Raw genomic sequence first — 15,738 nt, 5'->3', positions numbered from 1 at the left:
CTCGGCGAAGAAACGGGTGGTGACGACGAGGACGGGCGCGCCGGCGGTGCGCGGCCCGGTGACGTCGCGCGCGAGGCGTTGCGGGCCGCGCGGCAAGAAGCGGAACGGGAGCGAACGGAGGGTGTGGGCAAGGGAGCCGGGAGAGCCGATGGCCGGAGCCGGTCCGCCTCCCCGGGTGCGTCCACGATCACGGGGCCGGACGCCGCTCGTCCTCGTGCGGACAACCGGGCCCATGCGCGCGGCGCCGGCGCCCGCGAGATGCGGGAGTTGCTCGCCGGTGCCTTCGCGCTGCCGCCGTCGGTGACACCGCAGGGAGAGGTCCCGGCCATCGTGCGGGACATCGGCGGCCCCGGGAAGGACAGCCCCGCGCCGAAGTCGCGCGAGGTCGAGGGCCCGTCCTCGCCGCCCCGCCGGGAACAGCCGGAGCAGCCCCCGGGGCCCGGCCACGAGCCGTCCACCGAGCCCCCGGCCGCCACCCGTTACCCGCGCTCCATGGCGGCCCCGGGCCGGGACGGCGAGCTGCGGCGCACGTTCGCCGCGCTGCCCGCACGCCCGGCCGGGGAGGCCGACCGGTTCGCAGGGACGTGGTGGGGCAACGCCTGGGTCGCCGCACTGGAGGAAGGGGCCCTGGACGCGGCACGGCTTGCACGGGGGAGGAGATACGCGGACCGGGGGAACGTGGACGCCATCACGGTCACGCCCGGGCTCGTCCTTGCGTACGTACAGGGGAGCCGTCCGCGCCCGTACCGCGTACAGGTGCGGCTGCGGACGTTCGCGGACGACGAGTGGGACCGCTTTCTGGACGCCGCCGCCGAGCGGCCCGGGCACATCGCCGCCCTGCTGGACAAGCAGGTGCCGCAGTCCCTCGCCGAGTGCGGCGTCCGGTTGCTCCCTGGACCCGGCGACCTCGAACCGCACTGCGGCTGCCCCGACTTCGGCCACCCCTGCAAGCACGCGGCCGCCGTCTGCTACCAGACCGCGCGCCTGCTCGACCGGGACCCCTTCGTACTGTTCCTGCTGCGCGGACGCGGCGAACGGGAGCTCCTTGACGCGCTGTCCCGTCGCAATGCGGCACGCGCGGCCCGCGTCGCCCGGGAGCAGAATCCCGCACCCGTCCCCGGTCTGCGTGCCCGGGACGCGGTGGCCCGCGGTGCGCTGCCGCCGCTCCCGGCTCCGCTGCCGCCGCCCGCCCATCCCGAGCAGCCGCCGGTCTGTCCTGGGGCGCCGGGCGGTCCGGACCCGTTCGCGCTGGACCAGTTGGCCACCGACGCGGCCGCCCGCGCGCACGCCCTGCTGACCACGGGCGAGGATCCGGTCGCGGAGCTGACACTGTGGCAGGACGCGGTCCGGCTGGCCGCCGCCCGCCCCGGTTCGGGGCTCACCGCGGGAACCCGGGCGCTGTACTCCTCGCTGGCCGCCGCCACCGGGCGCACCCCCGCCGATCTGGCGCAGGCGGTCGCCGCATGGAGGCAGGGCGGGCGCGAGGCACTCGCCGCCCTGGAGGAGCCCTGGGACCCGCCGGCGGGCCGCTTCGACCGCGCGCGTCCCCTGCTTCTGGCCGCGGACCTGCCCGCGTTCCGTCCGTGGCGCAACCGCCTCACCCACCCCGCCGGGCACGCCCAGCTCCGCCTCGGCCGGGACGGCCTGTGGTACGCGTACGAGTCGGAACCGGGCCGTGAGGACTGGTGGCCCCGGGGCACTCCCGACCCGGACCCGGTCGGCGCCCTGACGGGGCTGGGGGTGTTGGGGGAGGGATGAGCCGAAAGGCGTGAGTCCTCCGTGAGGGGGGAGGTCCCACGCCGTGACGGCTGGGTGCGTCGGAGCGCGATTCGGCGCTCGGTGGCATCGGGGGCGTACATGTAGTGCGTGCGCGCCCCTGGTGTGACCAGCCGCACCCGGCCGGGCACCACCGTGCCCGGAGACGAGGGCTGCCTGTTCGGCGCCGTGGCAGGCCGTCCGGTGAACACGGTGTGAGGGTCCTCCGGTGGTGGTGAGGGTCTTTGTGTGATGTGCGGGAGGCGCGTGTGCGGACCGGGGGCCCCGGGGACAGGGCGGCAGATCCGGACGTTAGCTTGGTGCGGTGAGTGAGACGACGACTCCTGCCCTGCAGTACCGCTTCGACGGCCCGGAAGACGCCCCGGTCCTCATCCTCGGACCCTCGCTCGGCACCACCTGGCACATGTGGGACCGGCAGGTTCCGGAGCTTGCCAAGCAGTGGCGGGTCTTCCGGTTCGACCTCCCCGGACACGGCGGCGCCCCCGCGCATCCGGCGGGGTCCGTCGCCGACCTCACCGCCCGGCTGCTCGCCACCCTCGACGGACTGGGAGTGCAGCGCTTCGGGTACGCGGGCTGCGCGCTCGGCGGCGCCGTCGGTGCCGAGCTGGCGCTGCGCCACCCCGAGCGCCTCGCCTCGCTCGCCCTGATCGCCGCCTCGCCCCGCTTCGGCACGGCCGACGAGTTCCGCCAGCGCGGTGTGATCGTCAGGACGAACGGTCTCGACCCGATCGCCCGGACGTCCCCGGAGCGCTGGTTCACCGGAGGGTTCGCTGCCGCCCAGCCCGCGATCACCGAGTGGGCCGTGCAGATGGTGCGCACCACCGACCCCGGCTGCTACATCGCCGCCTGCGAGGCGCTGGCCGCCTTCGACGTCCGGGCCGAGCTCGGCCGCATCGGTGTACCGACCCTGGTCCTGGTCGGCTCCGACGACCAGGTCACCGGGCCTGCCGAGGCACGCACCCTGGTCGCCGGCATACCGGACGCCCGGCTCGCGGTCGTCCCCGGCGCCTCCCACCTGGTGCCCGTCGAGCAGCCCGCCGCGGTCACGGATCTGCTCGTCCGTCACTTCTCCACCGCGTGGCAGCCCGCGTTCGACGCGACCGGTCAGATGGCGGCGATCGTGGCACCTCCGGTGAAGCCGGTGCTGGCCGCACCGCCGCCGCCCATCGCGCCCGTGGCCGAGATCGCCCCGGCCGTCGTCCCGGCCGAGCCGGCGGGCCGACCAGACCCGTACGACGTGGGCATCAAGATCCGCCGAGAGGTGCTCGGCGACGCGCACGTCGACCGGGCGCTGGCGACGGCGGACGACTTCTCCGGGGACTTCCAGGAGTTCGTCACCCGGTACGCATGGGGCGAGATCTGGGACCGGCCCGGACTGGACCGGCGCATGCGCAGCTGTGTCACCCTCACCGCGCTGGTCGCGGGCGGCCATCTGGAGGAGCTCGCCTTCCACACCCGGGCGGCCCTGCGCAACGGACTGACCCCCGCAGAGATCAAGGAAGTGCTGCTCCATGCGGCGGTCTACTGCGGTGTGCCGGCCGCGAACAGCGCGTTCAAGGTGGCGCAGCAGATCATCCGTGAGGAGACCACCCCTCAGGAATGATCGTCAGCCGGGCACCGGGAGGACCACGCCGAGCGGGCCCGGGGTGCGCGGACGGAGGGCAGGATGGACCCATGAAGCTCACGAAGAAGTCGCACGCCTGCATCCGGCTGGAGAAGGACGGACGCACGCTCGTCATCGATCCGGGCACCTTCAGCGAGGAGGACGCCGCGGTCGGCGCGGACGCCATCCTGGTCACGCACGAGCACCTCGACCACTTCAACGAGGAGCGGCTGAGGGCCGGCATGGAGGCCAACCCGGGCGCCGAGATCTGGACCCTCGCGTCCGTCGCCGAGAAGGTCTCGACGGCGTTCCCGGGCCGTGTGCACACCGTCGGCCATGGCGACACCTTCACCGCCGCGGGCTTCGACGTCCAGGTGCACGGCGAACTGCACGCCGTGATCCACCCGGACATCCCGCGCATCACGAACGTCGGCTATCTGATCGACGGTGGCAAGGTCTTCCACCCCGGCGACGCGCTCACCGTCCCGGCCCACCCCGTCGAGACTCTGATGCTTCCGGTGATGGCGCCCTGGAACAAGATCGCCGAGGTCATCGACTACGTCCGCGAGGTCAAGCCGCAGCGCGCCTACGACATCCACGACGCGCTCCTGACGGACCTCGCCCGCCCGATCTACGACAACCAGATCGGCGCGCTGGGCGGCGCCGAGCACCTGAGGCTGACGCCGGGGGCGTCGGCGGAGGTCTGAAGCCACTTGATCCGGGTGAGGTTCCGAAGCCACCGAATCCGGTTGAGGGCGGGCCGGGCGCGGTTGCGTGCAGGGCCCGGCCGCGTTGTCACAGCCGCCGGGTAGGTTGTGAGGCATGCGCATCGCGACCTGGAACGTGAACTCGATCACCGCCCGCCTCCCGAGGCTCCTGGCCTGGCTGGAGAGCAGCGGCACGGATGTGCTGTGCCTCCAGGAAGCCAAGGTCGCCGAGGAGCAGTTCCCCTACGACCAGCTGCGTGACCTGGGCTATGAGGCGGCGGTCCACGCCACCGGCCGTTGGAACGGCGTGGCGGTGCTCTCCCGCGTCGGTCTGGACGACGTGGTGAAGGGCCTGCCCGGCGACCCCGGTTACGAGGGCGTCGAGGAGCCCCGCGCCCTCTCCGCCACCTGCGGCCCGGTCCGCGTCTGGTCGGTGTACGTGCCGAACGGCCGCGAGGTGGAGCACGCGCACTACGCGTACAAGCTCCAGTGGTTCGAGGCCCTGAAGACGGCCGTGGCGGGCGACGCGGGGGGCAGCCGCCCGTTCGCGGTGATGGGTGACTACAACGTGGCGCCGACGGACGACGACGTCTACGACGTGGCGGTCTTCGAAGGCCTCACCCATGTCACCCCGGCCGAGCGCGCCGCCCTCGCCGCGCTGCGGGAGACGGGCCTCACGGACGTCGTCCCGCGCCCGCTCAAGTACGACCACCCCTTCACGTACTGGGACTACCGCCAGCTCTGCTTCCCCAAGAACCGCGGCATGCGCATCGACCTGGTGTACGGCAACGAGCCGTTCGCGAAGGCGGTCAAGGACGCATACGTCGACCGGGAGGAGCGCAAGGGCAAGGGCGCCTCGGACCATGCGCCGGTGGTGGTGGACGTGGAGGTGTAGGGAGGCGCCGCAGACCTGTGCCCGGGCACGGTCGTCGTGCGCACGGTCCCGGTGCGGGTCATCCCCTTTCGCACCCATATGTCACTAATACGGCTAGTGCCCGAAATGTGCGTGTCGCGTAGGGTGTGAGTGTTCGTCTGGATAGTTTGCGGCACCTGCGACACAGCTGGGAGCGAGTAGGGCGGGCTGGGCATGGTGGTCGAACCGCTGATCGAACTTGACGGCGTGAACAAGTGGTACGGCGACCTGCACGTCCTGAGGGACATCGACCTCACGGTCGGCCAGGGAGAGGTGGTCGTGGTCATCGGCCCATCGGGCTCCGGCAAGTCCACGCTCTGCAGGACGATCAACCGGCTCGAGACCATCCAGTCGGGCACGATCAAGCTCGACGGCCGGCCGCTGCCCGAGGAGGGCAGGGCCCTCGCCCGCCTCCGCGCCGATGTGGGCATGGTCTTCCAGTCCTTCAACCTCTTCGCCCACAAGACCGTCCTCGCGAACGTCTCGCTCGCCCCGGTCAAGGTCCGCGGGCACAGGAGGGAGCAGGCCGACCGGCGCTCCCTCGAACTTCTCGACCGCGTCGGCCTCGCCTCCCAGGCGTCCAAGTACCCGGCGCAGCTCTCCGGCGGCCAGCAGCAGCGCGTGGCCATCGCCCGCGCCCTCGCCATGGAGCCCAAGGCGCTCCTGTTCGACGAGCCGACCTCCGCCCTCGACCCCGAAATGATCAACGAGGTTCTCGAGGTCATGCGTCAGCTCGCCAGGGACGGCATGACCATGGTCGTCGTCACCCATGAGATGGGCTTCGCGCGGGCCTCCGCCAACCGCGTCGCCTTCATGGCGGACGGCCGCATCGTCGAGGACCGCACACCCGAGGAGTTCTTCACCAATCCGCGCAGCGACCGCGCCAAGGACTTCCTCTCCAAGATCCTCAAGCACTGACCGGGGGAGTGCGACCATGATCCGTACCGCGCGCGTGTGCCTTGCCCTGGTGGTGTTCGCGGCGCCGGCGGCGGCCGCCTGTGGCAAGGAGGGCAGCCCGCCCGTCAAGGGACCGGCCGCCGACAGGCTCCCCGAGTACCGGGTGGCGCAGGGGTTCCGGCTCCCTGACTCGCCGACCTGGAAGCGGGCCGAGAAGCGGGGCTACTTCGTCGTCGGCGCCAAGGAGGACCAGCCCTACCTCGGCCAGCGGGACCCGGCCACCGGGACCTACTCCGGGTTCGACATCGAGATCGCGAAGATGATGTCCGCCTCGCTCGGACTCGCCCCCGGCACGGTCCACTTCAGGACCATCGCATCCGCGAACCGCGAAACCGCCCTGCAGAACGGGCAGATCGACTACTACGTCGGCACCTACACCATCAACGCGATGCGCAAGAAGCTCGTCGGCTTCGCCGGGCCGTACTACATGGCCGGGCAGTCCCTGCTGGTTCGCCGGAACGAGCACGGCATCAACGGCCCCCAGGACCTCGACGGCAAACGCGTGTGCTCGGCGGCCGGCTCGACCCCGTACCAGCGCATCCAGCGGGAGTACCCGAAGGCGGTCCTCGTCGCGTACGACACCTACTCCGTCTGCGTGGACAACCTGCTCACGTATCAGGTCGACGCCGTCACCACCGACGACGCCATCCTCATCGGCTACGCGGCGAAGGCACCCCGAGAACTCGAGGTCGTCGGCAGACCCTTCTCGAAGGAGCCGTACGGCATCGGCGTTCCGCGCGGCGACAACGCCCTCAGGTTCGCACTCGACGACGCGCTGGAGGCACGCGAGAAGAACGGCGACTGGAAGAAGGCGTACGAGGCGACCCTCGGTCTGTCCGGCGTGCCCGCGCCCACCCCGCCCGCGATCGACCGCTATCCCGCGAGCTGAGGCACTCGTGAACGTACTGACAGAAAACTTCTCCACCTTCGCCAAGGGGTTTCTCGGCACCGTCCAGCTCACCGTCTACTCCTCCGCGCTGGCCCTCGCGCTCGGCTTCGTGATGGCCTCCTTCCGGGTCGCGCCCGTGCGGTCCCTGCGGGCATTCGGGACCGCCTGGGTGACGGTCCTGCGCAACACCCCGCTCACCCTGCTGTTCTTCGCGGTGCTGCTCGGACTGCCACGCTTCGGGCTCGTCCTGCCCTTCACCGTCTTCGCCGTCCTGGCGCTCGGCTGCTACACCTCGGCGTTCATCTGCGAGGCGCTGCGGTCCGGCATCAACACCGTGCCCACGGGCCAGGGCGAGGCCGCCCGCAGTCTCGGCATGACCTTCGGGCAGACCCTGTCGCAGGTCGTGCTGCCGCAGGCGTTCCGCTCGGTCATCGCGCCGATCGGCTCGATCCTGATCGCGCTCGCCAAGAATTCGGCGATCGCGGGCGCGTTCAGCGTGACCGAACTGCTCGGCACGTACCGGATCATGAGCGAGCTGGGCTACAACATCATCTGGACGTTCGTCTGGATCGCCGTCGGCTATCTGATCATCACCGGAGCCATCAGCGCGGTCTTCAACCTCCTCGAGCGTCGCACGGGAGCCGCCCGATGACCGCCAGGACCGTCGGGGCCACGGCTCTCTACGACATCCCGGGGCCCAAAGCCCGGCAGCGGCACCGCACCTACGGCCTCGTCTCCACCGTCGTCCTGCTCGGCCTGGTCGCCTGGATCGTCCATCTCCTCTTCCACACCGGGCAGTTCACCTACACGAAGTGGATGCCCTTCGAGTACAAGGGAATCCAGGAGCTGCTGCTGCGCGGCCTCGGCAACACGCTCAAGGCCTTCGCGATGGCTGCGGTGCTCTCGCTGACGCTGGGCGGCGTCCTCGCCACCGGACGGCTCTCCGAACACGCCCCGGTGCGCTGGCTGTCGACGCTCGTCGTCGAGTTCTTCCGGGCCATGCCCCTGCTGGTGATGATCTTCTTCATCTTCGTGGCGCTCAAGGTGCAACCGCTGCCCGCGCTGGTCGCGGGCCTCACGCTCTACAACGGCTCGGTGCTCGCCGAGGTGTTCCGCTCGGGCGTCAACTCCGTGGAACGCGGTCAGAAGGAGGCCGCGTATGCACTTGGCATGCGCAAGACCCAGGTCATGTCGCACGTCCTCGTCCCACAGGCGGTACGGGCCATGCTGCCCGCCATCATCAGCCAGTTGGTGGTGGCCCTCAAGGACACCTCGCTCGGCTATCTGATCACCTATGAGGAGTTCCTCCACGCCGGAAAGCTCATCGCGTCCAACCTCGACTACGATTTGCCGTTCATCCCGGTGGTGATGGTGATCTCACCGATCTACATCGGGATGTGCATGCTGCTCTCCTGGTGCGCCCAGCGGGCGTCCCGGTGGGAGCAGCGCAGCCCCAAGACCCGGGCGGTGGACGTCGCGGCGGCCGAGCCGGGGACACTGCTGCCGGGTGGGGCTCCCCCCACGGCCCCGGAACCGTAGGGGGAGGGGAACGGCAGTCACAGGGCCAGGCCCGGCCGGCGGCAGCCGGAGATCACTGTTCGCGCAGCGGAACGGATACGTAGGACGGATCTTCCGCGGGCGAGGAGAAGGTCAGCTGCGCGCCGGACGGGTTGTGCTCGAGGTAGAGCGGGTCGACCGTGTCGACGACCAGGGCGAGCCGGTGCCCGGCCGGGACGTCGTAGGCCGTGGAGAACAGGTCCAGGTCCACGCCGAACGGCTTGCCGGGCGTCCGGCCGTACCAGGTGTACGGCGCGTTGCTGACCAGCTTGCCGACGCCGAGCGGGCCCACGTCGTACAGGTAGGCGACGAAGGTGCCGTTCTCCTTGGTGCCCGTGACGGTGGTGTGCAGCTTCCCCGTGCCGCGGATGCGCTGGGCGGTGGCGTACTTCTCCGACTGCCAGACGGCGGCCCAGCGGCGGGGGAGCAGGGGGATCCACGCCATCGGCGGGACCTGGGCCACCTGGTCGAGGATGCTGGAGAGGAAGACGACCCCGCCGTCCGCGCCCGAGTCGACATTCGCGTGAATCGTGGTGGTGCCGGCGAGGTCGACCTTCCTGCTGGTCGCGGCCACCGACTTCCAGTCCGGATAGCCCTCGTAGCCGCCCCCGGAGCGGGACTTGAGCTGCACCGGCTGCTCCCGGTCGATGCCGTTGTCCTGGCCCCTGAGGTAGTGGTCGAACCACCGCTCGGTGTCGGTCCACACGTCGTTGGGCACACCGAACAGCCCGGGCAGCTCGGGTGTGGCATGGTCACCGGGCCGGAGCTCGAGTCTCTTCGGGCCCGTCAGCTTCTCGTAGAAGTCGGTGTACGAGTTGGCCGGGAAGACCGTGTCGCCCCACGCGTTGGCGAGCATGATCGCCGCGCCGTTCCGGTTGATCCGGTCGAGGTAGGTCGCGGCGGACCGCTTCTTCCCCCAGGCGATGAGGTCCTGCTCCTTGGCCAGGTTGCCGGCGTAGAAGTCGTTGAACACCTGCCGGACTTCGGGGCTCTCGCGTCCGGTGAGCGTCGCCGCACCGTCCAGTACGGCGGCCGCCTCGACGTGCTGGGTGCGGCCGGAGTAGATGGAGCCGATCAGATCCGCCCAGCCGCTCAGCGAGGCAACCGCCTTGACCCGGTTGTCGTGCGCGGCGGCGAGCAGACTGATGCCGGCGCCGTAGGAGACGCCCGCCATGCCGATGTGCCGTGCGTCGGCGGGGGTGTGGGCGAGCGCCCAGTCGATGACCTTGGAGGCGTCGGCTATGTCCGGCGGTCCCGCCACTTCTATCTGGCCGCCGGACTGCCAGAAGCCGCGTACGTTGTAGGAGACCACGACGTAGCCGGTGTCCGCGAGTTTGCGAGCCTGGACGAGGTACTCGGCCTGTGGGAAGCCCCAACTCGTCGGGAGCACGACGAGCGGATAGCGGCGGGTGCCGTCGTCGCCCTGAGGCGTGACGACGTTCGCCTTGAGGACCGTGCCCCCGTCACCGGTGATGTCGACAAACCGGATGCCGCCCCCGTCGGCCTGCGCGGTGGGGGCGAGTCCGAGGGCGCTGCCGGCGATCAGCGTCGCCGAGACGGCACCCACGGCGGTCGTACGCAGGGCCTTGCGGTGGTGTCCCACGGGTCACTCCTCCTGTGAACGGTGCAAAGTGACCCGACGGTAACCTCCGGCCCTTACCAGAGGTAACCCATCAGTAAGTTACGTGCGAGTAAAGGTTGTTGACGCCTCATGAACCTAGGCGGCCCGGTGGGAGTTGCGGGCAGCGGTCGCCGGGGCGGAAGCCTGTGCGGCCCGGGTGACGTCCCCCACCAGTTCCACCACATCCGGTCCGTACGCCTGCGAGTTGACCACCTTCAGCAGCAGCACGAAGGACCCGGCGCCGTACTTGCGTGCGAGACGCTCGTGGTGGCGCGCGAGATAGCGGGTCGCCGCCTGGTTGGTGATCGCGCGCTGGCCGCAGAAGAGGAACACGGGCCGCGCGCCGTTCCCCAGGTCCGCCGTGAGCCGGGCAAGGATCACGTACTCGGCCCTGCCGGACTCCAGCCGGTACAGCTCGCCGCCGATCCGGAAGGCCGTGCGGTCAGGGCCGGGTTCTGGGTCGGTGTTCACCTGTATGCCGGGCAGCAGGGAGTGGAGGTGTGCCGCCATGCGGCGGTTGGAGGCAGGGCCTCCCACACAGAACTCCGTGCGCTCCCCGAAGCCCTGCTGGGCCGCGTCGTGGGCTACGACCTGGGCGTTCGCGCCGCAGTCCTTGATGAGGGCGGCGAGTTCCAGCAGCGCGAACACATCGTGCCGCATCACCGTCAGTTCCGGGCCGCCCGCCTCACGGTTCACCACCAGCAGCGACTCGGAGTTGTCGGGCAGTCCGAAGAATGCCTGCTTGCGGCGGAGTTTCCGCTTCCACAGGTAGGTACGGGCGAGCCAGCCGAGCGCGGCACTGATGCCGGCCGCGACCACCCCTAGGACGATATTGCGCACGTCGTCGTTCATGGGCGCGCATGCTAGCGGGCCGGACCGACCGGTGTTCGATGGGACTGACGGGATCATGGCAATGCGGTTACGCTGCGCTGACGGTCGTCGACTGGAGGTACGAATGCGTCGCCCTGTCGCGCGGAATCTGGCGGTGTTGGCGGTCTCGGCCGCCGTGGTGTCGGTGGGAGCGGCGGCGCCGCCGTCGTCCGCACCGCCACGGCAGAAGGTGCCCTTGGCCGTCGGTTACGGCGGAGCCGTGGCGAGCGTCGACGCGGACGCGTCCGCCGCCGGCATCGAGGTCCTGAAGAAGGGCGGCAACGCCGTGGACGCGGCCGTCGCCACGGCCGCCGCGCTCGGCGTCACCGAGCCCTACTCGGCGGGCATCGGCGGGGGCGGCTACTTCGTCTACTACGACGCCAAGTCCCGTACCGTGCACACGATCGACGGCCGCGAGACGGCCCCGCTGACCGCGGACTCCCACCTCTTCGAGGAGAACGGCAAGCCGCTCGCCTTCGCCGACGCCGTCAGCAGCGGGCTGAGCGTCGGCACTCCGGGCACACCCGCCACCTGGCAGAAGGCGCTGGGCGAGTGGGGCACGAAGCGGCTCGGTACGGTTCTGAGGCCGGCCGAGCGGATAGCGCGCCAAGGGTTCACCGTCGACGACACCTTCCGCTCGCAGACCGCGTCCAACGAGACCCGCTTCCGGTACTTCCCGGACACGGCCAAGCTGTTCCTGCCGAACGGCGGGCCGCCCGCCGTCGGCTCCACCTTCAAGAACCCCGATCTGGCCCGCACCTACGAGGAACTGGGTCGCAAGGGCATCGGCACGATCTACCACGGCGACCTCGGCAAGGACATCGTCGCCACCGTGGACAAGCCGCCGGTGGACCCGGCCTCGGGCTGGAACGCCCGCCCGGGCAAGCTGTCGGCGCAGGACCTCGCGGCGTACCGGGCGAAGCCCCAGGCGCCCACCAGGACGTCGTACCGCGGTCTCGACGTCTACTCGATCGCGCCGTCCTCCTCCGGCGGCACCACGGTCGGCGAGGCGCTCAACATCCTGGAGCGGACCGACCTTTCGAAGGCGAGCGAGGTGCAGTACCTGCACCACTTCATCGAGGCGAGCCGCATCGCGTTCGCGGACCGCGGGCGCTGGGTCGGCGACCCCGCCTTCGAGGACGTGCCGACCAAGCAGCTGCTCGCGCAGCGGTACGCCGACTCCCGCGCCTGCCTGATCAAGGACAACGCGGTGCTCACCAGCCCGCTCGCGCCCGGTGACCCGCGCCACCCGGCGGCCTGCGCGACCGGGGGCACGGCGGCCCCGACGACGTACGAGGGCGAGAACACCACGCACCTCACGGTTGCCGACAAGTGGGGCGACGTCGTCTCCTACACCCTCACCATCGAGCAGACGGGCGGCAGCGGCATCACCGTCCCGGGCCGGGGTTTCCTCCTCAACAACGAGCTGACGGACTTCTCCTTCACGCCCGCCAACCCGGCCGTCCACGACCCGAACCTGCCCGGTCCGGGCAAGCGTCCGCGCTCCTCGATCTCGCCGACGATCGTGCTCGACAACCAGGGCAGGCCGGTGGTCGCGCTCGGTTCGCCCGGTGGCGCCACCATCATCACCACCGTGCTCCAGACCCTCACCGAGTTCCTCGACCGGCACCTGCCGCTCGTCGACGCGATCGCCGCCCCGCGCGCCAGCCAGCGCAACGCGGCGCGGACGGAACTCGAACCCGGCCTCTACAACGGCGATCTGCGCAGTCGACTCGAGGCCATCGGGCACTCGTTCACGCCGAACCCGGAGATCGGCGCGGCCACCGGAGTGCAGCGGCTGCCGGGCGGCAAGTGGCTGGCCGCGGCGGAGACGGTGCGGCGCGGCGGCGGGTCCGCGATGGTGGTGGACCCGGCGCCGTAACGTCCGCGCTGCTCACTCGGGGCGGGCGGCCCCGTCCCCTTCGGGACGGGCCGTCTCGCCGCCCTGCACGGCGGGGGGCGCGGTGTCCGCGCCCGGGTGCGTGGGGGGTGCGGTGTCCCCGTCCGGGCGCGTGGCAGCGGCGGCATCCGTGCCCGATCGGGTGGGAGCGGCAGGCTGAGCACCCTCTTCCGCGGGAGCGGCGGCGGCCTCGGCATCCGTCTGCGGGGCGGGCGGCTGCGCAAGGAAGGCGAGCTGTCCGTCCTCCACGTCCACCACGACCCGGCCGCCCCGCTCGATCCGGCCGTCCAGGAGCAGCCGCGAGAGCCGGTTGTCGACCTCCCGCTGGATGGTGCGGCGCAGCGGCCGGGCGCCGTACTCCGGCTGGAAGCCGCGCTGCGCCAGCCAGTCGACGGCCCGCTCGGTGAACTCGACGCCGATGTCCTGGGCGTGCAGGCGGCGCCGCGTCTTGTCGAGCATCAGATCGGTGATGCGCCGCAGTTGCTCCGCTGTCAGCTGCCGGAAGATCACGATCTCGTCGATGCGGTTGAGGAACTCGGGCCGGAAGTGCTCCCGCAGCGGACGCAGGACCTGCTCGCGCCGCGCCTCCTCGTCGGCCTCGGTGCCGCCCGTGCCGAACCCTATCCCCGCGCCCCGCCTGGTGATCATTTCAGAGCCGAGGTTGCTCGTCATCACGATGACCGTGTTGGTGAAGTCGACCGTGCGGCCCCCGGCGTCGGTGAGCCGGCCGTCGTCGAGGACCTGGAGCAGGATGTTGAAGACGTCGGGGTGCGCCTTCTCGATCTCGTCGAGCAGCAGCAGCGAGTACGGGTGCCGCCGTACGACCTCGGTGAGCTGGCCGGCCTCCTCGTGGCCGACGTACCCGGGCGGGGCGCCCACCAGCCGGCTGACGGTGTGCCGCTCCTGGTACTCGCTCATGTCGAGGCGGACCATGCGCTCCTCGCTGCCGAACAAGTCCTCGGCGAGCGCGCGGGCCAGCTCCGTCTTGCCGACACCGGTCGGACCGAGGAAGAGGAAGCTGCCGATCGGCCTTTCGGGGCTGGAGAGTCCGGCGCGTGAACGCACCACCGCGTCGGCGACCACGCTGACGGCCTGGTCCTGCCCGATGACCCGCTGGTGCAGATGTTCCTCCAGGGCCAGCAGCCGTTGCTTCTCCTCCTCGGTGAGCCGGCTCACCGGGATGCCCGTCAGCCGGGAGACCACCTCGGCGACGGCCTCGGCGGTGACCTCCAGATGCTGTCCCTCGTCGGCCTCGGTGTCGCCGGAGGCCTCCTCGATCTTCTGCTTCAGCTCGCCGATCCGGTCGCGCAGCTGTGTGGCGTGCTCGTACTGCTCGTCGGCCACCGCCTGGTCCTTGTCCCGGGTCAGCTGCTCCACCTCGCGCTCCATGGCCCGTACGTCCGTGCCCTTCGTCCGGGCGCGCAGCCGCACCCGGGCGCCGGCCTGGTCGATCAGGTCGATGGCCTTGTCCGGCAGATGGCGGTCGGTGAGATAGCGGTCGGACAGCTCCACCGCCGCGATCAGTGCCTCGTCCGTGTAGCGGACCTGGTGGTGGGCCTCGTAGCGGTCGCGCAGCCCGCGCAGGATCTCGATGGCGTCCGCGACGGTCGGCTCGGGCACCAGGATCGGCTGGAAGCGGCGGGCCAGCGCCGCGTCCTTCTCGATGCGGCGGTACTCCTCCAGCGTGGTGGCGCCCACGATGTGCAGTTCGCCGCGGGCCAGGGCGGGCTTGAGGATGTTTCCCGCGTCCATGGACCCGCCCTCCGCGCCGCCGCCACCGGCGCCCACGACGGTGTGCAGCTCGTCGATGAAGACGATCAGCTCGTCCGAGTGCGCGCGGATCTCTCCCACGATGTTGTTGAGGCGCTCCTCGAAGTCGCCCCGGTAGCGGGTACCGGCGACCACACCGGTCAGATCCAGGGCGACGACCCGGCGGCCGAGGAGGATGTCCGGCACGTCGCCGTCGGTGATGCGCTGGGCGAGCCCCTCGACGATGGCGGTCTTGCCGACGCCCGCATCGCCGATGAGGACCGGGTTGTTCTTGCCGCGTCGGGAAAGCACCTCGATGGTCTGCTCGATCTCTTCGTCCCGCCCGATCACGGGGTCGATACGGCCCTGCCGCGCGAGGTCGGTGAGATCCCGGCTGTACTTGTCCAGGGTGGGGGTCCTGCTGGGGCGCGGCCGTTCCGGGCGCGCCTGCGCGGCCTCCGCGGCCTCCGGCGGCGGGGACGGGGGCGCGTAGTGCGCGGAGTGCAGGATGTGCCCGGCGGCGGAGTCGGGGTTCGCGGCCAGGGCGCTGAGCACATGCTCGGGGCCGATGTAGCCGGCACCGCTCGCCCGGGCCAGTTCGTGCGCGTCCAGCAGGGCGCGTTTGACTGCGGGTGTCAGGGAGAGCGCGGTGGGCGGAGGCGTATCGCCCGAGCCCGGCCGGGCCGGGCCGGAGCGCTGGTCGATCTCCGTCGCCAGCGAGTCGGGGTCCGCCCCGGCGCGGCTCAGCAGACTCCGGGTCGGTTCGGTGGCGAGCGCGGCGCGCAGCAGGTGCTGGGTGTCGAGGTCGCGGCTGCCGTGCTCGGCGGCGTACTGCGCTGCCCCGACGACCAGCTGCCGGGCGGGCTCGCTCAGCATCCGGCCGAGGTCGATCTGCCGGGGACCGGGACGCTGTCCGCCGAAGATACGTGCGAAGAACTCTGCGAAGGGGTCCGAGCCGTAGCCCTGCGGACCGTTGAACCCGCTGGTCATGGCCATCCGTTCCGGCGCCCCGGCGGGGTCCGGGACACACTCGTTGATCGACGTGCCGGTGCGCCGCGAGTGCCCCTGGGGGCCCTGGTTACACCTGTAGGGCGCCTGGTCCTCGTAGACCACGATGGCACGATCCCCTGCGAGAGGCATGTCCAGGCACGCCTTCGGCCGGGGGCCGGATGCCGCCTGCGACCCGCGGTCGCAGG

Annotated in this window: 12 protein-coding genes; 9 read left to right on the top strand and 3 right to left on the bottom strand. The window is 71.2% G+C overall.

Features of this window, described 5'->3' with window-relative positions:
* From AAW14_RS35420 to AAW14_RS35385, 8 genes are all read left to right on the top strand, one after another.
* Positions 1 to 1,758 (top strand): SWIM zinc finger family protein (locus tag AAW14_RS35420; protein WP_265568563.1); only part of this gene is annotated, 1,758 nt, incomplete at its 5' end.
* 322 nt (positions 1,759 to 2,080) lie between these two features.
* The gene (gene pcaC / locus AAW14_RS35415; protein WP_265568562.1) at positions 2,081 to 3,379 is read left to right on the top strand and encodes a 4-carboxymuconolactone decarboxylase; all 1,299 of its coding nucleotides are present in this window, start codon (positions 2,081 to 2,083) and stop codon (positions 3,377 to 3,379) included.
* 71 nt (positions 3,380 to 3,450) lie between these two features.
* Positions 3,451 to 4,086 carry an MBL fold metallo-hydrolase gene (locus AAW14_RS35410; RefSeq protein ID WP_265568561.1) on the top strand — a complete coding sequence of 212 codons (636 nt, stop codon included), beginning with the start codon at positions 3,451 to 3,453 and terminating at the stop codon, positions 4,084 to 4,086.
* Positions 4,087 to 4,201: 115 nt separating this feature from the next.
* Positions 4,202 to 4,981: an exodeoxyribonuclease III gene (locus tag AAW14_RS35405; RefSeq protein ID WP_265568560.1), complete on the top strand. Its 780-nt coding sequence runs from the start codon at positions 4,202 to 4,204 to the stop codon at positions 4,979 to 4,981.
* Positions 4,982 to 5,173: 192 nt separating this feature from the next.
* The gene (locus tag AAW14_RS35400) at positions 5,174 to 5,917 is read left to right on the top strand and encodes an amino acid ABC transporter ATP-binding protein (RefSeq protein ID WP_265568559.1); all 744 of its coding nucleotides are present in this window, start codon (positions 5,174 to 5,176) and stop codon (positions 5,915 to 5,917) included.
* A 16-nt stretch (positions 5,918 to 5,933) separates the two neighbouring features.
* Positions 5,934 to 6,845 (top strand): glutamate ABC transporter substrate-binding protein, encoded by a 912-nt coding sequence (locus AAW14_RS35395; protein ID WP_265568558.1) that lies wholly within the window; start codon positions 5,934 to 5,936, stop codon positions 6,843 to 6,845.
* A 7-nt stretch (positions 6,846 to 6,852) separates the two neighbouring features.
* On the top strand, positions 6,853 to 7,497 hold the full coding sequence (locus AAW14_RS35390; RefSeq protein ID WP_265568557.1) for an amino acid ABC transporter permease: 645 nt from the start codon (positions 6,853 to 6,855) through the stop codon (positions 7,495 to 7,497).
* Positions 7,494 to 8,384, top strand: coding sequence for an amino acid ABC transporter permease (locus AAW14_RS35385; RefSeq protein WP_265568556.1), 891 nt, complete (start codon positions 7,494 to 7,496; stop codon positions 8,382 to 8,384). Before AAW14_RS35390 ends, AAW14_RS35385 begins: the two co-directional genes overlap by 4 nt.
* Positions 8,385 to 8,436: 52 nt before the next feature.
* Here AAW14_RS35385 and AAW14_RS35380 read toward each other — a convergent pair whose 3' ends face one another.
* The gene (locus AAW14_RS35380; protein WP_265568555.1) at positions 8,437 to 10,005 is read right to left on the bottom strand and encodes an alpha/beta fold hydrolase; all 1,569 of its coding nucleotides are present in this window, start codon (positions 10,003 to 10,005) and stop codon (positions 8,437 to 8,439) included.
* A 114-nt stretch (positions 10,006 to 10,119) separates the two neighbouring features.
* The gene (locus AAW14_RS35375; protein ID WP_265568554.1) at positions 10,120 to 10,875 is read right to left on the bottom strand and encodes a hypothetical protein; all 756 of its coding nucleotides are present in this window, start codon (positions 10,873 to 10,875) and stop codon (positions 10,120 to 10,122) included.
* Between the two features lie 103 nt (positions 10,876 to 10,978).
* Here AAW14_RS35375 and ggt point away from each other — a divergent pair, with 103 nt between their 5' ends.
* A complete protein-coding gene (gene ggt / locus AAW14_RS35370; protein ID WP_265568553.1) occupies positions 10,979 to 12,775 on the top strand; it encodes a gamma-glutamyltransferase in 1,797 nt (598 codons plus the stop codon).
* Positions 12,776 to 12,787: 12 nt separating this feature from the next.
* On the opposite strand, the gene AAW14_RS35365 is transcribed toward ggt, so the two are convergent.
* Positions 12,788 to 15,532, bottom strand: a complete 2,745-nt coding sequence (locus tag AAW14_RS35365) for an ATP-dependent Clp protease ATP-binding subunit (RefSeq protein ID WP_322741155.1) — start codon at positions 15,530 to 15,532, stop codon at positions 12,788 to 12,790.
* Positions 15,533 to 15,738: the final 206 nt, after the last annotated feature.

The organism is Streptomyces hygroscopicus (genome assembly GCF_026168105.1).
GTDB lineage: Bacteria > Actinomycetota > Actinomycetes > Streptomycetales > Streptomycetaceae > Streptomyces > Streptomyces hygroscopicus_D.
This window is presented reverse-complemented; position numbering and strand designations above follow the sequence as displayed.